General features: G+C 69.3%; 18 protein-coding genes. 1 reads left to right on the forward strand and 17 read right to left on the reverse strand.

Features of this window, described 5'->3' with window-relative positions; translation table 11 throughout:
• Positions 1–13: 13 nt before the first annotated feature.
• From FHR56_RS17585 to FHR56_RS17635, 11 genes are all read right to left on the reverse strand, one after another.
• Positions 14–1,828: a DUF885 family protein gene (locus tag FHR56_RS17585; protein WP_184502705.1), complete on the reverse strand. Its 1,815-nt coding sequence runs from the start codon at positions 1,826–1,828 to the stop codon at positions 14–16.
• A gap of 303 nt (positions 1,829–2,131) precedes the next feature.
• Positions 2,132–2,611, reverse strand: a complete 480-nt coding sequence (locus tag FHR56_RS17590) for a transposase (protein WP_184502706.1) — start codon at positions 2,609–2,611, stop codon at positions 2,132–2,134.
• 240 nt (positions 2,612–2,851) lie between these two features.
• Positions 2,852–3,193, reverse strand: coding sequence for a lipid-A-disaccharide synthase N-terminal domain-containing protein (locus FHR56_RS17595; protein ID WP_048491144.1), 342 nt, complete (start codon positions 3,191–3,193; stop codon positions 2,852–2,854).
• Position 3,194: 1 nt separating this feature from the next.
• Positions 3,195–3,917, reverse strand: a complete 723-nt coding sequence (locus FHR56_RS17600; protein WP_010342743.1) for a glycosyltransferase family 2 protein — start codon at positions 3,915–3,917, stop codon at positions 3,195–3,197.
• 84 nt (positions 3,918–4,001) lie between these two features.
• Positions 4,002–4,967 (reverse strand): NAD-dependent epimerase/dehydratase family protein, encoded by a 966-nt coding sequence (locus FHR56_RS17605; RefSeq protein ID WP_160946929.1) that lies wholly within the window; start codon positions 4,965–4,967, stop codon positions 4,002–4,004.
• A 203-nt stretch (positions 4,968–5,170) separates the two neighbouring features.
• On the reverse strand, positions 5,171–5,479 hold the full coding sequence (locus FHR56_RS17610) for a helix-hairpin-helix domain-containing protein (protein ID WP_019798938.1): 309 nt from the start codon (positions 5,477–5,479) through the stop codon (positions 5,171–5,173).
• A gap of 36 nt (positions 5,480–5,515) precedes the next feature.
• Positions 5,516–6,436, reverse strand: coding sequence for a ParB/RepB/Spo0J family partition protein (locus tag FHR56_RS17615; protein WP_160946928.1), 921 nt, complete (start codon positions 6,434–6,436; stop codon positions 5,516–5,518).
• Positions 6,436–7,233 carry an AAA family ATPase gene (locus FHR56_RS17620; RefSeq protein ID WP_160946927.1) on the reverse strand — a complete coding sequence of 266 codons (798 nt, stop codon included), beginning with the start codon at positions 7,231–7,233 and terminating at the stop codon, positions 6,436–6,438. Before FHR56_RS17620 ends, FHR56_RS17615 begins: the two co-directional genes overlap by 1 nt.
• Before the next feature lie 89 nt (positions 7,234–7,322).
• Positions 7,323–7,964, reverse strand: a complete 642-nt coding sequence (gene rsmG, locus FHR56_RS17625) for a 16S rRNA (guanine(527)-N(7))-methyltransferase RsmG (RefSeq protein WP_160946926.1) — start codon at positions 7,962–7,964, stop codon at positions 7,323–7,325.
• An 89-nt stretch (positions 7,965–8,053) separates the two neighbouring features.
• Positions 8,054–9,382 (reverse strand): Fic family protein, encoded by a 1,329-nt coding sequence (locus tag FHR56_RS17630; protein WP_237473140.1) that lies wholly within the window; start codon positions 9,380–9,382, stop codon positions 8,054–8,056.
• A 121-nt stretch (positions 9,383–9,503) separates the two neighbouring features.
• On the reverse strand, positions 9,504–10,118 hold the full coding sequence (locus tag FHR56_RS17635; RefSeq protein ID WP_343160754.1) for a 4'-phosphopantetheinyl transferase superfamily protein: 615 nt from the start codon (positions 10,116–10,118) through the stop codon (positions 9,504–9,506).
• A gap of 141 nt (positions 10,119–10,259) precedes the next feature.
• Between FHR56_RS17635 and FHR56_RS17640 the strand changes: the two genes are divergently transcribed.
• Positions 10,260–10,511, forward strand: coding sequence for a GlsB/YeaQ/YmgE family stress response membrane protein (locus FHR56_RS17640; protein ID WP_017908994.1), 252 nt, complete (start codon positions 10,260–10,262; stop codon positions 10,509–10,511).
• 64 nt (positions 10,512–10,575) lie between these two features.
• On the opposite strand, the gene FHR56_RS17645 is transcribed toward FHR56_RS17640, so the two are convergent.
• The 6 genes from FHR56_RS17645 to FHR56_RS17670 form a co-directional block, all read right to left on the reverse strand.
• Positions 10,576–11,007: a GFA family protein gene (locus tag FHR56_RS17645; protein ID WP_160946924.1), complete on the reverse strand. Its 432-nt coding sequence runs from the start codon at positions 11,005–11,007 to the stop codon at positions 10,576–10,578.
• Positions 11,004–11,780, reverse strand: a complete 777-nt coding sequence (gene xth, locus FHR56_RS17650; protein WP_160946923.1) for an exodeoxyribonuclease III — start codon at positions 11,778–11,780, stop codon at positions 11,004–11,006. The genes FHR56_RS17645 and xth overlap by 4 nt, the downstream gene beginning before the upstream one ends.
• Before the next feature lie 79 nt (positions 11,781–11,859).
• Positions 11,860–12,555: a hypothetical protein gene (locus FHR56_RS17655; protein WP_160946922.1), complete on the reverse strand. Its 696-nt coding sequence runs from the start codon at positions 12,553–12,555 to the stop codon at positions 11,860–11,862.
• 149 nt (positions 12,556–12,704) lie between these two features.
• Positions 12,705–13,589 (reverse strand): peptidylprolyl isomerase, encoded by an 885-nt coding sequence (locus tag FHR56_RS17660; RefSeq protein ID WP_160946921.1) that lies wholly within the window; start codon positions 13,587–13,589, stop codon positions 12,705–12,707.
• A 92-nt stretch (positions 13,590–13,681) separates the two neighbouring features.
• A complete protein-coding gene (locus FHR56_RS17665; RefSeq protein ID WP_184502811.1) occupies positions 13,682–14,695 on the reverse strand; it encodes a glycerophosphodiester phosphodiesterase family protein in 1,014 nt (337 codons plus the stop codon).
• 580 nt (positions 14,696–15,275) lie between these two features.
• Positions 15,276–16,712, reverse strand: coding sequence for a coniferyl aldehyde dehydrogenase (locus FHR56_RS17670; RefSeq protein WP_160946919.1), 1,437 nt, complete (start codon positions 16,710–16,712; stop codon positions 15,276–15,278).
• Between the last annotated feature and the right edge of the window lie 168 nt (positions 16,713–16,880).

A 16,880-nucleotide genomic window follows, 5' to 3' on the forward strand; every position in this document is an offset into this window, starting at 1 on the left:
TGCACGGCGGCGATCAGGCCTTCTTCTTGCGCGCGGCGATGTAGGCGCGGATCTGCTGCTGCAGCACCGGCAGCGGCACCGAGCCCTGCTGCAGCACCGCGTCGTGGAAGGACTTGATGTCGAACTCCGGGCCGAGTTCGCGCTCGGCCTCGGCGCGCAGGTCGAGGATGGTCAGTTCGCCGAGCTTGTAGCTCAGCGCCTGGCCCGGCCAGGAGATGTAGCGGTCGACCTCGGTGGTGACCTCGTGCTCGCTGAGCGCGGTGCGCTCGCGCAGGTAGGCCTGCGCCTGCGCGCGGGTCCAGCCCTTGTGGTGCACGCCGGTGTCGATCACCAGGCGGCAGGCGCGCCACATCTCGTAGCTGAGCCGGCCGAAGTCCTCGTAGGGCGTGGCGTAGATGCCCATCTCCTTGCCCAGCTTCTCGGTATACAGCGCCCAGCCCTCGCCGTAGGCGGAGATGTAGTTCTCGCGGCGGAACGCCGGCTGCGCGCCCTGCTCCTCGGCCAGCGCGCCCTGCAGCGAATGGCCCGGCGAAGATTCGTGCAGGGTCAGCGCCGGCAGGTTGTACAGCGGCCGCGACGGCAGGTCGTAGGTGTTGAGCCAGTAGGTGCCGACGCCGCCGCGCCCGGCGGTCCAGAACGGGGCGATGTCCGCCGGCACCGGCACGATGGTGAAGCGGCCGCGCGGCAGCGTGCCGATGAACTTGCCGACCTCCCCGTCCACGCGCTTGGCGATCCACGCGGCGCGATCGAGCAGCTCCTGCGGGGTCTTCACGTAGAACTGCGGATCGGTGCGCAGGAACTGCAGGAACGCCGGGAAGGTCTTTTGCCCGGCCGGCGCGTGGAAGCCGACCTGCTGGATGATCGCGTCCATCTCCTTCTGGATGCGTGCCACCTCGCGCAAGCCGAGTTGGTGGATCTGCTCGGGGTCCATGTCCAGCGTGGTGTACTCGCGGATCTGCTGCCGGTAGTAGGCCTTGCCGTCGGGCAGAGCTTCGGCGGCCAGCGTGGTGCGCGCCTGCGGCATGTACTCCTGGCGATAGAAGGTCAGCAGCTGCGCATAGGCCGGGATCACCTTGTCGCGCAGTGCCGCCTGCGCCTGCGCGCGCAGTTGCGCCTGCTCGGCGGCGGGGATCTGGTCCGGCATCTGCTTGAACGGCGTGTACAGCACCGCCGCGGTCGGATCCTTCAGCTCGGCCACGTTGGCGATGGCGCCGTCGCGGCCATCGAGCACCGCGCGCGGCACGCTGAAGCCGCGCTTGAGGCCGGCGCGCATGTTGTCGGTCTGCTGCGCGAAGTAGCGCGGCACGTCCTCCAGCCGCGCGATGTAGGCGCGGTACTCGTCGGGCGTGCGCAGGTTGCGCCGCGCCATGAACGCCAGGTCCGACCAGAACGCGCTGTCGGAGTTGAACGGCATCTCGTAGGCGCGCAGGCGCACCGCCGCGGCCAGGTTCTCCACCTGCGGCCGGTACACCGCCAGGTTCACCTGGTTCTCCGGCGAAAGCTGGGCCGCATCGAGCGTGTCCAGCTGCCGCAACACGTCCTCCCACACCTTCAGGCGCGCTGCCTGGGCCGCCGCGCCGACGTCCGGCAGACGGCGGTTGTCGCCGCTGCTGTCGCTGTCCTCGTCGGCCTGGCCGAGCTGCGCCTGGCGCCAGGCCCACTCCTTCTCGTAGATGGCCTGGAAGCGCGCATCGGCGGCGCTGGCAGCGGCCGTGGTCGGTGTTGCACTGGACGATGCCGACGACGGCGGCGCGGCCAACGTGGGTGCGGCCACGGCGAGAGCGAGCAGCAGGGAAATGGCCAGCGGGGTCTTGGCGAGCATCGGCATGGGCGGCACACGGCGGGAACGGATCGTCGATCATCGCACCCCTGCCCTGCCTGGCGGGTGGGCCGGAAGTCCTGTGTGGACGATGATGTGCGGTGACGGCGTTAAGGTATCTGGTAACCCGCTTTGCCGGAACCAACGTGGCATGTCGCCTTTTGTAGGAGCGGCTTCAGCCGCGACGGGTATTACCGGTAACGCCCGTCGCGGCTGAAGCCGCTCCTACAATACGCCGTCCTCACTGATGAGAAGTCCTGAGACCGCCCATACAATGCACCTGCACCGTTGGCTTCGCTCACGTCTGCCACTTCACGGTGGAGAAGTCAGCCACACCGCATCCCAATACGGATAGTCGCCCAGACGCGGTACCAGGCCGGCACGCAATGGATTGGCCACGATGTAACGGGCGACATGCAAGACGTCGTCGTCGCGCCGCAGCGCATGATCGTGGAAGCCGCGGGACCAGACGCAGCCACCACGACCACGCGCGAGATTTACTGCACGGGCGCACCTGCCCTTCGCCCGGTGCATGGCGTGCGCCAACGTGGTGGTCGTTTGCAGTTCGACCAAGCCGTGCCAATGGTCAGGCATCAATACCCAGCACAGCAGACGGGCATCAGGCCAACTGTCTCGCTCAGCCAGGCATGCCGCCGCCGCATGAGCACATCGCCAGTCCGCGAACAACGGCGCGCGCTCGAACGTCACGGCGGTCAACAAGTAGAGCTGTCCCCGGTCGCTATGGCGTCCGGCACGCAGCGCGCGATGGCCTTTGGCTGATTGGATGTGCATGGCACCAGCATCCAATCCATCCCAGCGTGGCACCAGCGGGGCATGGCGGTGGCGCTTGTCGGAATAGTGCGCGAATCCGTGTCGGAACGGCGCTGGCAGTCGCCGCGTGCGCGCTTGTCGACGTATCTGCAGGGGCGGCAGGATCCGGGTCGCGGCTGAAGCCGCTCCTACGAAGGGTGGTGGATCGCGATCGGAACGTGTTGCGCACCGCCTGCGATCACGCGCAAGCGCGCCGCGCGCTCAATGCGAGGCGCGGTCGCGGCGCCAGCCGCGGTGCTTGATGTCCAGGTACAGGCTGTAGAAGGCGGTGAAGGCGGGGAACAGGTTCTGCAGCACGCCCACCGAGTCCTGCTTGGCCGAGAACATGAAGTAGCTCAGCGTCATCAGGCTGCCGACCACGCTCATGTACCAGAACAGGCGCGGGATCACCGGCTTGCCGGCGCGCTTGGAGGCGACGAACTGCACCAGCCAGCGGCCGCCGAACATCAGCGCGCCGACGTAGCCGATCAGCTTCCAGCCGGTGACGTGCAGCCCGGTCCAGTACAGCGCCTGGATCGGTTCGTTGAGGAAATGCGCGTCCATCTCAGCGCTCCTGCACCGCGGTGCGGCGGCTGCGCGCGATCAGCCAGGCCACGCCGCGCAAATCGCGGATGCCGACCAGGGCGCGGTTGAGGTTGTTGTACTTGGACACGCCGGAGGTGCGGTGGCGGTGATTGACCGGCACGCTCAGGGTCTGCCAGCCGGCGCGCTGCATCAGCGCCGGCAGGTAGCGGTGCATGTGGTCGAAGTACGGCAGGTCCAGGAACGCCTCGCGCTCGAACAGCTTGATGCCGCAGCCGGTGTCCGGGGTGTCGTCGCGCAGCATGCGCGCGCGGATCGCGTTGGCCCACTTCGACGCCCAGCGCTTGCTGCCCGAATCCTGCCGCGACACCCGCCAGCCGGCGAACAGCTTGACCAGCGGCTCGGCTGCCTGGCGCGCGGCCAGCAGCTTGGGAATGTCGGCCGGGTCGTTCTGGCCGTCGCCGTCGAGGGTGGCGATCCACAGCCCGCGCGCGGCCTTGACGCCGTTGCGCACCGCCGTGCTCTGCCCGCTCTGGCTGACGTGGTGCAGCACGCGCAGTTCCGGCGTGGACGCCTTCAGCCCTTCGAGCACGGCCAGGGTGTCGTCGCGCGAATGGTCGTCGACGTAGACGATCTCGAAATCGATCGTGCCGCGCAGCGCGGCGACGATCTCGGCGACCAGCGGCGGCACGTTGTCGCGCTCGTTGAACACCGGGACGACGACGGAAAGGGAAAGCTGGCTCATGGATTCGGCAAGGCTGGGCGCGGGGGCGCGTGGGGAAAAAACGGCAGGCATTGTGCCGCGGACCGATGATCCGCGGATGAAGCGTCAGGCGGCGGCGCCGAAGTACGCACGGCACCAGTCCACCACCTGCGGCAGGCCGAGCTCGATCGGGGTGCTCGGATCGAAGCCGAACGCGGCGTGGGCCCGCGCAGTATCGGCCATCGTCTCGATCATGTCGCCCGGCTGCATCGGCCGGTACACCTTTTCGGCGCTGCGTCCGGCGGCGGCCTCGATCACCGCGATGAAACGCTCCAGCTCCACCGGGGTATGGTTGCCGAGGTTGAACACGCGGTGCGGCACCGCCTCGCCGGAGGGGTGATCGAGCGCGCCGAGCACGCCGGCGACGATGTCGGCGACGAAGGTGAAGTCGCGGCGCATGCGCCCGTGGTTGAACACCTCGATCGGGCGCCCGGCCAGCACCGCGCGGCTGAACAGCAGCGGCGCCATGTCCGGGCGGCCCCACGGGCCATACACGGTGAAGAAGCGCAGCCCGGTGGCGCGCAGGCCGTACAGCTGCGCATAGGTATGGGCCATGAGTTCGTTGGCGGCCTTGGTCGCCGCGTACAGCGAGCGCGGCTGGTCGATGCGCTGGTCCTCGGAGAACGGCGGCATCGCCGAATCGCCGTACACCGAGCTGCTGGACGCATAGACCAGGTGCTCCACGCCGCGGTGCCGGCACAGTTCCAGCATGTTGACGAAGCCGACCAGGTTGCTGTCGACGTAGGCGTAGGGATTCTGCAGCGAATAGCGCACCCCGGCCTGCGCGGCCAGGTGCACCACGCGCGTCGGCTGCACCTCGTCGAACAGCGCGGCCAGGCCCTCGCGGTCGGTCAGGTCCAGGGTGCGGATGTCCGCGCCCGCGCACAGCGCGGCGACGCGGTCGCGCTTGAGCTGCGGGTCGTAGTAGTCGTTGTAGTTGTCCAGGCCCACCACCAGTTGCCCGGCGGCGCGCAGCGCGCGGACGGTGTGGGCACCGATGAAGCCGGCGGCGCCGGTGACGAGAGTGGGCATGGCGGAATCCTGGAAAGCGAAAGGCGAAGAAACGGAGGGCGTCGCGGCACGGCAACGATCAGGGCAGACCGGCGTTGACCCCGCCCGGATCGACGGCGCCTGCTTGGCGGTACTGCAGGATCGGGCTGCCGTCCGGGCTGATCTGCGTGTCCTCGTTGCTCATGCAATGCTCCGGTTGCTGGTGCGCGCCGCGGCGCGCGGCCTCAGCGCAGGGTCAGCGGCGCGTCCTTGGCCAGCGCCGCCTTGCGCTCCTTGCTGAATTCCCACCACGGGCGCGGCGTCTCGCCCTGCATGAAGCGCACGATCGACAGGAACACGTCGATCACGCAGTGGTCGTGCACCACGCCGGTGCGCAGGCACAGCTGCGCGTACATGTCGTAGGGATCGCGGCCGTGCAGGTGCGCGGGCACGCGGATGCCGATCAGACGCAGATCCTTCTCGCAGGCCGGCCCGACGTTGGGCAGGTCGGTCAGGCGCAGCAGATGGTGGCGGTCGACCTTGCTGGGATGCATGGCGGAAGCGGTCCTGGCGGACGCGGGCGGCGGCGCTCAGGCCTGCCGCGGGCGCAGTTTCTCGAGCACGCCGTCCAGCGTGTCCAGGTCGGTGTAGTGGATCACCAGCTTGCCCTTGCCGCCGCGGCCGTGGGCGATGGACACCTTGGTGCCCAGCGACTCGGACAGCTCGGTCTCCAGCGAGGCGATGTCGGCCTGCGGCGCGGTGCGCGCCGGCTTGGCCTTGCGGTTGCTCGGCACCTTGCCGGCGGCGAACTGCTGCGCGCGGTGCTCGACCTCGCGCACCGACCAGCCCTGGTCGGCGGCGTCGGAGGCCAGCCGGCTGGCCAGTTCCGGCGACAGCGTCAGCAGCGCGCGCGCGTGGCCCATCTCCAGGCGCCGCGCTTCCAGCAGCGCACGGATCGCCGGCGGCAGCTCCAGCAGGCGCAGCAGGTTGGACACCGAGGCGCGCGAGCGGCCCACCGCTTCGGCGGCCTCGGCGTGGGTCAGCGAGAATTCGTCGATCAGCCGCTGCAGCGCCTGCGCCTCTTCCAGCGGATTGAGGTCCTCGCGCTGGATGTTCTCGATCAGCGCCATGGCGATGACGGTGCGGTCGTCCAACTCGCGCACCACCACCGGCACCTCGCTGAGGCCGGCCAGTTGCGAGGCGCGCCAGCGGCGTTCGCCGGCGACGATCTCGAAACTGCCCGGGGCCAGTTCGCGGGCGACGATCGGCTGGATCACGCCCTGCGCCTTGATCGACTCGGCCAGCTCCTGCAGCTTGGCCTCGTCCATCTCCTGGCGCGGCTGGTACTTGCCCGGCTGCAGCTGGCCGACCGGCAGGCGGCGCAGGCTCTCGCCCGGCTGCAGCTCGGCGGTGGGCACCGGCGCCGCCGCGCCCTTCGGCCCCAGCAGCGCTTCCAGGCCACGGCCGAGGCCGCGCTTCTTCGCTCCGAGGGCGGGGGGCTTGGCACTCATCAGTACGTCTCCATGGCCGGCATCGGCCGATTGCGTTCGTTGCGGCGGCGCACGATCTCGCCAGCCAGTCCCAGGTAGGCGACGCCACCACGCGAGGTGCGGTCGTAGCCGACGATGCTCTGGCCATGGCTGGGCGCCTCGGCCAGGCGCACGTTGCGCGGCACGATGGTGCGGAACACCTTGTCGCCGAAGTGGTTGGTCAGCTCCGCCGACACCGCGTTGGCCAGGTTGTTGCGCACGTCGAACATGGTGCGCAGCACGCCTTCGATCTCCAGCGCCGGGTTCAGTTCGGCGCGCAGCGCCTCGATGGTCTCCAGCAGCGCGGTCAGCCCTTCCAGCGCGTAGTACTCGCACTGCATCGGCACGATCACCGAATCGGCGGCGGTCAACGCGTTCAGGGTCAGCAGCGACAGCGCCGGCGGGCAGTCGATCAGGATGAAGTCGTAGGCCTCGCGCAGCGGCGCCAGCGCGGTCTTCAGCCGCTGCTCGCGCGCCGGCTGGTCCATCAGCTGGATCTCGGCGGCGGTGAGATCGATGTTGCCCGGCAGCAGGTCGAAGCCCTCCGGCGCGGTCACCCGGATCTGTTCGGCGGCGCTCTCGCCGAGCAGCACGTCGCAGGTGGAGGCAGCCAGCTCGCGCTTGTCGATGCCGCTGCCCATGGTCGCATTGCCCTGCGAGTCCAGGTCCACCAGCAGCACGCGCTGCGACTGCCGCGCCAGCGACGCGGCCAGATTGACCGCCGTGGTGGTCTTGCCGACGCCGCCCTTCTGGTTGGCGATGGCGATGATGCGGGCCATGCGGGAGCCTCGTCGGCGATGGGGTGGGACCGGGCATTATGCGGTCACAGCCCCCCGTGGCGGAAATCGGGGCCGGCCGCGGGCGCCGCTCAACCGCGCTCGACCACCACCAGGTGGCGGTCGGCGCCCAGGCCGGGGACCTGCAGCGGGTGCACCGTCGGCGCCACCCAGCCCGGCGGCAGCGCGGCGATCTCCTCGTCCGGGCGCACGCCCTTCATGGCCAGCAGGCGCCCGCCGGGGCGCAGCAGGTGGCCGCCGACGGCGACGATGCCGGCCAGGGTATCCAGCGCGCGCGCGGTCAGCAGGTCGTAGGCGCCGGCCTCGTCCAGCGCCTCGGCGCGCGATTCGGCCACCCGCGCGTTGTCCAGGCGCAGCTGGCGCACCGCCTCGCGCAGGAACCGCGCCTTCTTGCCGTTGCTCTCGACCAGGGTCACCCGCAGCTGGGGCCGCGCGATCGCCAGCGGGATGCCGGGCAGCCCCGGGCCGGTGCCCAGGTCGGCCAGTGCGCCCTCGCTGGCGAACGGCTGCATCGCCAGCGAATCCAGCAGGTGACGGGTCACCATCTCGTGCGGGTCGCGGATCGCGGTCAGGTTGTAGGTGCGGTTCCAGCGCGTCAGCAGCGCCAGGTAGGCCAGCAGCGGCGGCGCCAGTGCGGCGGCGTCCAGGCCTTGCGCGTGCAGGCCCTGCTCGAGCGCGGCGCGGACGGAATCGGGAAGGGAGGCATCGGTCATCGACGGATTATCGCAGGTGCCGCCGCTGCCGCACTCTGACCAAGGCATTTCCCGGAACGAATAGAAGCCCAACACCCCGCCTGGGGCGGTCAGGCTCCCAACATACGTGCCAGGCCAGGTACCGGGTAGTATTCGAACGCCTTGCCGACCCGTTGCTTGTAGAGCAGGCCCGCAGCGACCAGGGAATTCAGGTCGCCCAGCGCTGTTGGATAGGTGATCGTGTGCGCTGACCGATGCCCGGCCACGGTGTATGGCCGATCAGGATCCTTCAGTGCATTAGCCAGCAAGGCGCGCTGCCTGTGATTCAGCACAGCGTCGCCCACATGCGCCTTGCGCAGCACATGACGTGCAAGCCGATCTTCCTGTTGCTTCTTCGCGATATACGTGTGCAACGCCTGGATGGACTGCTCGATCGCTTCCAACTGCTGCGAGACGAAATAGCTCAGATCGGCACCATCGCTCTCGGTGTAAAGATAGGCGCGCATGTATTTCCCGGGCGACTTCTTCAACACGCTCGAAATCGACAGATATTCGGTCAACCAGTAACCGGAGTTCATCATGCTCCAGTAGAAGAGCGCTCTGGCCGTTCGTCCGTTCCCGTCAACGAATGGATGGTCGTATCCAATCTGGAAGTGAATTGCGATGGCGCGCACGACCGGATGAATGAAGGTTTCGCTCGCCGTGTCGTTCGCGAACGCGCAAAGCCGTCTCATCCTATCCGCCACTTGGATTGCAGGCGGAGGGACATGCAGCAGCGTCGGCGGAGAACCTCGGTCGTAGATGACGACATTGTCTCCCACGGAGCGATATCGACCAGAATATTCCGCGCTTTCCAGCGTCCCTTCCGTCAGGATGCTATGCAGTTCCAGCACTTCCTCTGGCGTGATTGGCCGCTTACCTCTCTCGCGAATCATGTTCATCGCGAGGTAGTTGTTGTAGATCATTCTCTCCGATTGATCACGCGGCAGTCTGCCAGTCGATAACATCTCTTTTGCAACCGCCCGGGTGGTAGCTGCCCCCTCAAGCTGGGACGAAGTCATGGCCTCTTCGATCAGCGAACGGATCAGAAACCTATTCTGTCCACCGCTGCTCTCCATACCTTTGATCGCCCCAGCCGCCTCGCGATCAATGTAGTGAAGCCTGCGCTGCATCGAATCGGTAATGGAGACGACGAAGTTCTCGTCGTCTTTGTCCACCAGTTCAAGTTCGCGCGCCAACGCTTGACGGCTCCACTTTATGCCTGCCCACCATTCTTCTGTGGTGAGGCCGTCTGGCGGGACTCTATGCCTGAGTTTGTCCCAGTGCTCGTAGCTTCCAGCCACCTCGGGGCCGATCTTCGACCTAAACACTTTCATCATGCGTTCAGGTTCGTCAGCAAGAAGACGCCAGCTGTCTGGGGGCGGCACAGGGAGCTTCATCGCGCTTTCCTATAAAACATATGTATCTTTTTACAGCAAATTACATCAAAGCACGACCTGGCCAGCCAAAGATGCCGACATCGGAATCACAAGGCTGCAACGCGATCCAGACGCATGGAAACTACGGCCGCCCTGGCCACCAGGCCAGGGCGGCCCGGTAGCCGCGCGCGGCCTCCCATTCGTGCAGGTGCCAGGCTTCGGCTGCCCCCAGGCCCGGGTCGCACCAGACCAGGCGCAGCGCGCCGCCGGCGTCCTCGGCGAAGCGCAGCCGGTGCAGGCCGAAGGCGATGCCGTGGCCATGCGCCTTGAGCAGCGCCTCCTTGGCGCACCACAGGCGGAAGAACATCGCCTCGCGCGCCGGCGCCGCCAGCGCGGCCAACAGCGCGACCTCGTCCGGATGGAAGAAGCGCTGCGCCAGTTCCAGCAGGCGCGGCCGCGGCCGCTGGCGCTCGATGTCCACGCCCAGCCGCGCATGCGCGGCGACCGCCACCAGCAGATAGTCGCCGCTGTGGCTCCAGCCGGTGTCCACGTGCGCCAGCGGTGCGTGCAGCCCGGGCCGGCCGCGGGCGTCGCGGCGCAACGGCAACTGCGCCGCCGGCATCGCCAGTTCCCCGGCCAGCAGATGCCGCGCCTGCGCCTCGCCGGAGGTACGCGGCGGATGCGGGCGCAGCCACACCGCTACTGGACCGAAGCGCCACTCCGGCGACTCCGCGGCAACGGCGGGAGTGGGCGGCACCGGCACGCTCACGCCGCGCCCACAAAGCGCAATGGCGGCTGCGCGGTGCGCCCGGCGCTATACGGTCGCTTCACGGCAGCGCTCCTTAAATGGCGCCCACCCCACCGCTCCGGGTGTGGGCCGAACCGAGGAGTCTGACGCATGGGCATCATCATCTGGTTGATCGTCGGCGGCATCGTGGGCTGGCTGGCCAGCATCATCATGCGCCGTGACGCACAGCAGGGCATCATCCTGAACATCGTGGTCGGCATCGTCGGCGCGCTGATCGCCGGCTGGCTGTTCGGCGGCGGTATCAACCAGGCGATCACCCTGTGGACGTTCCTGTATTCGCTGATCGGCGCGATCATCCTGCTGGCGATCGTCAACCTGTTCACCCGCGGCCGCGCGCGCTGACGCGTCGCCCCCGCCGCTTGCGCAAACGCCCGGTTCGCCGGGCGTTTTGCGTTTGTGGCCCGGCTCACGGCGCAGCGCGATCGGCCGGGTGCCGCACACCGTCCTCGACCGGTACCGCGATGGCCAGCGCATACGGGTCCACGCCTTCCAGACAGCCGACGTTGTAGCCGTACAGGCTGGGATCGGAGCGGCGCCGATGATGCGTGTAGATGCCGCAGGTACCGCAGAAGTAGTGCTGTGCGGTGTGGGTATGGAACTGGTACAGGCGCAGCGCCTGCTCGCCCTGGCGGACATGCAGGGCGGCCAGCGGCACCGAGGCGACGATGGCGCCGCGGCGCCGGCACAGCGAGCAGTTGCAGCGGCGCGGGTCGACGATGCCGTGCGGCAGCTCCAGGTCGATCTGCACCGCACCGCAGTGGCAGCTCAGCCGGTGCAGCGGCGCGATCGCGGTATCGCCGACCTTGTCGACGCAGCGGCGCAGGTGGCGCTCGCTCATGCCGCCGGCTCCAGTTCGACCCAGGCCGGCGCATGGTCGCTGGGGCGGTCCCAGGTCCGTGGCTCGCGGTCGATGCCGGCCCCGCGGGTGCGCGTCTTCAGCGCCTCGGACACCAGGGTCAGGTCGATGCGCAGGCCCAGGTCGCGGCGGAAGCCGGCCTGGCGATAATCCCACCAGCTGAAGATGCCGCCATCGGCATGGTGCAGGCGGAAACCGTCGTGCAGGCCGAGGGCGAGCAGCTTGTGCAGGGCGCCGCGCTCGGCAGTGGAGGTGAGGATGTGGTTGTCGCTCCACACCAGCGGATCGTGTACGTCGCGCGCGTCCGGGGCGATGTTGAAGTCGCCCAGCACCACCAGCCGCGGATGCCGCTGCAGCTCGTCGGCCAGCCAGGCGTGCACCGCCTCCAGCCAGCGCAGCTTGTAGGCGTACTTGTCGGTGCCCACGTCCTGGCCGTTGACCACGTACAGATTGACGATGCGCAGGTCGCCGACGGTGGCGGCGATGGCGCGCTTCTGCTCGTCCTCCAGGCCCGGCACGCCAATCTGCACGTCGCCGATCGGCGCGCGCGACAGGATCGCGACACCGTTGTAGGTCTTCTGCCCGGCGAACACGCTGCGGTAGCCGGCCTCCGCCAGCGCGGTGTCGGGAAACTTGTGGTCCTCCAGCTTGGTCTCCTGGACCCCGACCACGTCCGGCGCGAACGCGGCCAGCCACTGTTGCAGGTGCGGCAGGCGCACGTTGAGCGAGTTGACGTTCCAGCTGGCGATCTTCAAGGGAAATCCGGGACGGGGAAGCCGGCCGCTATTCTGACTGCAGCCGCCGCAGTGGCCAAACCCCGGGGCACCGGGCCATTCAGCGCCGCGCGCAGCACTGCGCGAACAACGCCGGCGCCAGGCTCAGCGCCTGCTGGCGCTGCGCCTCGTTCAAGCCGTCGAGCAGTTCCTCGGCGCCGAGCGCCTGTTCCGGCGGCGGGAACGGCCGCTCCGGCGCCTGACGCGCGGCCAGTTGCCAGGCCGCGGCATACGGCGGGTCGGCCACCGCCAGCCAGGGCGCGCGCAGCAGTTGCGCCAACGCGTCGATGGACCTGCGGTCGCCATGCAGCGCGCGGTCTTCCAGTTGCGTCACCACGTCCTCGGCGTCGCGCTCGTCGGCGGCCGACAGCGGCGTGCGTTGCCCGTCCGCGTCGGTGGCGCCAGCGCGTGCCACCACCTGCGCCACGCGCCGGGTCAGGAGGTAGCGCTGCGCATCGGCGTCGCCGCGTGCGGCCGCGCTGTGCAGCATCGCCTCGATCTGTACCGCATCGAGCTGGGCGACGTCGCGGCAGGCCGCGCGCCGGCGCTGTTCGGCGACGCGGCGCGCCGCGGCAGTCGCAGGGTCGTCCTTGTCCGCGCCCGGCAGCACGACCGGACTGGGCGACGCCAGTGCGCGTTGCCGGCAATCCAGCGCCAGCATCGCGGTGGCGTACAGGCGTTGCGCCTCGCTGGTCGCGGGCGCCGCTGTCGCGTCGGGCGCGGTGCCGGCGGACGCGGAGGGCGTCGGCGTGCTCAACGCTGGCGGTCGTGGCGAGGGCGCCTGCGCCGCCGCGTGCGCGGGCGCGGTGGGCACTGCCGCCGATGGCGTCCGCGTGGCCACGAGCGCCATCGCCGCCACGGCCGCGCCGCCGAGCCAGAGCAGGCGGCGCCGCGACCCCGCCATGCTCACTGCGCCGCGGCCGCGTAGGCCGCGCGGTCGAAGGCGATCGGCTGCGCCGCGCGCAGCCGCTGCATGGCGTCGTCGGCGGCCTGCTCGCGCAACTGCAGGGCGATCTGCCCGCGCGCCGTCTCGAACGTCGCATCGGTCTTCGCATCCAGGCGGATCAGGTGATAGCCATCGGGGCCGCGTACCGGCGCAGACACGTGATCTACCGCAAGCTGGCGGATCGGCGCGACGAAGGCATCGGCCAGGTAGCGGCCGAAGGTGGGCGACAGCTGCCCGCCCTCGCCGGCGCTGGCGGCGTCGTCGGATTCGCGCTTCGCCAGCGTGGCGAAGTCGGCGCCGCCGTCGAGCTGACGCTTGAGCGCCTCGGCGCGCTGCAGTGCCTGCGCCTCGCTCAGCGTTTGCCCGGCACGCGGTCCGCCCTGCGGGCGCAGCGCAACGAACAGATGCCGCAGATGGTATTCGGTGTAGTCGTCCGGGTGCGCGGCGAACTGCTGGCGCAGCCTCGCCTCGTCGATCTGCACATCGGTTCCGAGCCGCGCCTTCGCCGCCTCGGCCAGGATCGCGTCGGCGGCCTGGCGCAGGCGCGCGGCCACCACGGGATCGTCCTGCAGATGCTGCTGCCTGGCCTGCTCCAGCAGGATGGCGCGATCGGCGAAGCGGCGCACGATGGACGGGTCGTCGATCTTGGCGACGCTGCCGACGTCATTGCCGACCAGCGCGCGGTACTCGCTGGCGGTGAACTGCTGTGCGCCCACGCGCAGGACCACCGGATCGGTGGCACCGCGTTCGGCGACGGGTGCGGCCAGCGCGGCGACGGCGCTCAGCGCGCAGGCGGCCAGTGCGGCGGACTTGACGAAGGCGGACTTGGCGAAAGGAAGGGACATGCGCTTCTCCGGGAAGGGGCGGCGCGGTGCCGGAGCGCCGCGGCCGCAAAAGGCGGCCGACCGCAGGGCCGGCCGCCAGGACGTACCAGGACTCAGTCGTGCTTGCCGCGCGCCTTGAGGTAGGCGATCGCCGCCTTCGGATCGTCGGTGGTGATCAGGCTGAACGCCTCCTGGTTGACGATGAAGTTGAGATCGCCACGGTTGTCGGCGGTGTCGCGGCCGCCGGAATAGGAGAAGTACAGGTCCGACAGCCGATAGCAGCAGGCGCCGCTGTTCTGGTAGAACTCCCCGGCACGCGGGCTGTCCGGAATCGCCTGGAACACGCCCACGCGCACGCCGCGTTCGCGCACGCGGTCGGCCTCGTCCTGCAACAGGCCGCCGACCTGCTTGACGTTGATCTCCATCGCCTGCTTGGTGTCCAGCCAGGCCGAGACGGCATTGTTGACGTTGATCTTGGTCAGCATGTTGGTGGTGAACACCGGGATGCCGACCATGCTGCTGCCGTCGGCACGGAATGCCGAGCGGCTCGGGTACAGGGTGGCGTTGACCTTGGCCGCGACGAAGCTGGGCGAGGCCGCCGAGAACGCCGCATCGGCCGCACGCGACACCGCACGGACCGCATCGGCGGTCTTGATGTCGAACACGATCGGGGTCTTCAGCCCGTGCTGCTTGAAGTAGGAGAACAGCTCGTCCACGCGCGGCACGTGGTAGCCGGTGGTGGTGCGGCGGTCGGGCGTCAGCAGGAACAGGCCGCTCACCACCGACCACGGCGTCACCGTGATCGACGGGTTGTAGCCCTGGTTGCTCATCGGGTCGTACTTGGTCTCGCCGGCACGGCTGGTCCAGACGTTGGTGGTCCGGCCGAGGTTCCAGTCGTGCAGCACCACCGGCACGCCGTCGCTGGTCATCTTGATGTCCAGTTCCACGCCGTCCATGCACTGGTCGTTGGCCAGCTGCAGCGCGCCACGCGAGTTTTCCGGCATGTCGGGGAAGTTGCCGTACTTGCCCCACAGGCCGCGGTGGGCCAGCACCATGGTGTCGCCGCTGCTGTCGGCGAACAGGATGTTGCTCATCTTGGTGCCGACGGTGTCGTTGCAGTTGGCCATGGCCAGCTGCGGCACGACGGCCAGCACCGCCAGGGCGGCGAGCGCGCGGCAGGCGCGTGCCAGGGGCGAGGGAACGAATGCGATCTTCATTGGGCTGCGTCCGGTTCTGAAGGAAAGGGGGAGACACGGGGGGACGAGCGCCGGTCAGGTCGACGCATGGCGGCAGCTCGTGTGGTGCGCTCCGCACGGACATCTCGCGCAGGAGCCTGAGCCACCGTGATCGGCGGCGGCGTCGGGCGAGAACCTAATAACTCACTGTGAATTATTTATTTCCGGAGCGCGACCCGGTGATGGACTGTGGACTGCGCCGCGCTTTGGTACCGTCTGGGTTTGCGGTGCGCCCCGGTGGCGAAGCTGTCGGACCACATCTGTGAGCGCCGACCGGCGCCGCACCGGCGGGATCGGGCCTGGGCTTCGCCGGTCGCGGCTGAAGCAGGCTTCTAGTGCACACATCTCTTGTAGGAGCGGCTTCAGCCGCGACGCTTTACCGGTAACGCCTCGTCGCGGCTGAAGCCGCTCCTACACGCAGGTGCCCTATCGCGACGCCATGCACCCGCACTTGGCCCCCCGCGGCGCCCGCTCACCGCACCAGGAACGAAAGCATGCGCGCGATCCGCGCGTACGGCGGCTTCAGCAGGTCGCTGCCGGCGCGGCGTGCCTGCCACAGGATCGGCAGGGCCTTGCTGAAGGCGTCGAAGCCGGCGCGGCCGTGGTAGGCACCCATGCCGCTGGGGCCGATGCCGCCGAACGGCAGCGCGTTGGCGGCGAAGTGCAGCAGGCTGTCGTTGACGGTGACGCCGCCGGCGACGGTGGCATGCAGGATGCTCTCGATGCGCGCGCGGTCGTGGCTGAAGGGATACAGCGCCAGCGGCCGGTCGCGGCTGTTGATCTCGGCGATGGCCGCATCTAGCGAGCGGTAGCTGCGCACCGGCAGGATCGGGCCGAAGATCTCCTCCTGCATCAGCACTGCGTCGTCGCCCGGCTGCAACACCACGGTCGGCACGATCAGCCGCTCGCGCTCGGCGCGTTCGCGCTCCACCGTGGCCAGTTCGATGACCTCCAGGCCGCGCGCACGGGCATCGTCCAGATAGCCGCGCAGGCGCCGGTACTGGCCGTCGTTGACGATGCGGGTGTAGTCCTCGGCACTGGCGAAATCGCCGTAGCGCGCCAGCACCTGCGCACGCAGCGCCTGCACCAGCGCCGCCTCGCGGCCAGCGTCGACCAGCACGTAGTCCGGGGCGATGCAGGTCTGCCCGGCGTTGAACCACTTGCCGGTGGCCAGGCGCGCGGCGGCCTGTTCCAGCGGGTAGTCGGCGCAGACGATGGCCGGCGACTTGCCGCCCAGTTCCAGGGTCAGCGGGGTCAGGTTGGGCGCGGCGGCGGCCATCACCTTGCGCCCCACCGCGGTGGAGCCGGTGAACACCAGGTGGTCCAGCGGCAGCGCGGCGAACGCGGACGCCACCTCGGCCCCGCCCAGCGCCACCGCCACCCGCTGCGGCGGGAACACCTCGGCCAGCAGCGACTGCAGGAATTGCGCGCTGCGCGGGGTGTGCTCGGAGGGTTTGAGATAGACGTGGTTGCCGGCGGCGATGGCGGTGGCCAGCGGGATCAGCGCCAGGTTGACCGGGTAGTTCCAGGGCGCGATCACCCCGACCACGCCGACCGGCACCGGCCGCACTTCCGCCCGCGCCGGCCACAGCCGCCAGCCGGCGCCGACCCGCTGCGGGCGCATCCAACGCGTAAGGTGGCGCAGCAGGTGATCGATCTCGCCAAGCACGGTCATGCCATCGGCCAGCAGCGATTCGTGGCGCGAGCGGTGGCCGAAATCGGCGGCGATGGCATCGGCCATCTCCGGCAGCCGCCGCTTCAGCGCCGCGCGCAACCGCAGCAGATCCTCGCGGCGCTGCGTGCGCTCCGGCTTGGCTGATTGCCAGGCCGCGCGCAGGCGCTGCAGGGTGACAGGCAAGGCCGCCAGCGGCGTGTCGGCGGAAGCGGCATCGGCAACGGAGGTCGGCATGGGCGCACTATACGACGGCGGTTGCGTTGCCTGCCGGCAGCCCGGCGACCGGGCGTCAGGACGGAAGGAAGCCTCCATGCAGCAGCTTTTGCCGCGCGTCAACCGAACGCCCGCATCTCCGTAGGAGCGGCTTCAGCCGCGACAGCCGTTCCCGGTGGAGCCACTCGC

The organism is Xanthomonas sp. F10 (genome assembly GCF_014206815.1).
Taxonomy (GTDB): Bacteria; Pseudomonadota; Gammaproteobacteria; order Xanthomonadales; family Xanthomonadaceae; genus Xanthomonas_A; species Xanthomonas_A indica.

Bases quoted from the DNA above. Each gene is read 5' to 3' on its own strand.
- FHR56_RS17615 (WP_160946928.1), bottom strand. From the start codon at position 6,436: ATGAGTGCCAAGCCCCCCGCCCTCGGAGCGAAGAAGCGCGGCCTCGGC.
- FHR56_RS17665 (WP_184502811.1), bottom strand. From the start codon at position 14,695: ATGGCCAACTGCAACGACACCGTCGGCACCAAGATGAGCAACATCCTG.
- FHR56_RS17610 (WP_019798938.1), bottom strand. From the start codon at position 5,479: ATGCATCCCAGCAAGGTCGACCGCCACCATCTGCTGCGCCTGACCGAC.
- FHR56_RS17645 (WP_160946924.1), bottom strand. From the start codon at position 11,007: ATGAGCGAGCGCCACCTGCGCCGCTGCGTCGACAAGGTCGGCGATACC.
- FHR56_RS17670 (WP_160946919.1), bottom strand. From the start codon at position 16,712: ATGCCGACCTCCGTTGCCGATGCCGCTTCCGCCGACACGCCGCTGGCG.
- FHR56_RS17600 (WP_010342743.1), bottom strand. From the start codon at position 3,917: ATGAGCCAGCTTTCCCTTTCCGTCGTCGTCCCGGTGTTCAACGAGCGC.
- FHR56_RS17585 (WP_184502705.1), bottom strand. From the start codon at position 1,828: ATGCCGATGCTCGCCAAGACCCCGCTGGCCATTTCCCTGCTGCTCGCT.
- FHR56_RS17590 (WP_184502706.1), bottom strand. From the start codon at position 2,611: ATGCACATCCAATCAGCCAAAGGCCATCGCGCGCTGCGTGCCGGACGC.
- FHR56_RS17660 (WP_160946921.1), bottom strand. From the start codon at position 13,589: ATGTCCCTTCCTTTCGCCAAGTCCGCCTTCGTCAAGTCCGCCGCACTG.
- rsmG (WP_160946926.1), bottom strand. From the start codon at position 7,964: ATGACCGATGCCTCCCTTCCCGATTCCGTCCGCGCCGCGCTCGAGCAG.
- FHR56_RS17605 (WP_160946929.1), bottom strand. From the start codon at position 4,967: ATGCCCACTCTCGTCACCGGCGCCGCCGGCTTCATCGGTGCCCACACC.
- FHR56_RS17630 (WP_237473140.1), bottom strand. From the start codon at position 9,382: ATGAAGCTCCCTGTGCCGCCCCCAGACAGCTGGCGTCTTCTTGCTGAC.
- FHR56_RS17640 (WP_017908994.1), top strand. From the start codon at position 10,260: ATGGGCATCATCATCTGGTTGATCGTCGGCGGCATCGTGGGCTGGCTG.
- FHR56_RS17620 (WP_160946927.1), bottom strand. From the start codon at position 7,233: ATGGCCCGCATCATCGCCATCGCCAACCAGAAGGGCGGCGTCGGCAAG.
- FHR56_RS17595 (WP_048491144.1), bottom strand. From the start codon at position 3,193: ATGGACGCGCATTTCCTCAACGAACCGATCCAGGCGCTGTACTGGACC.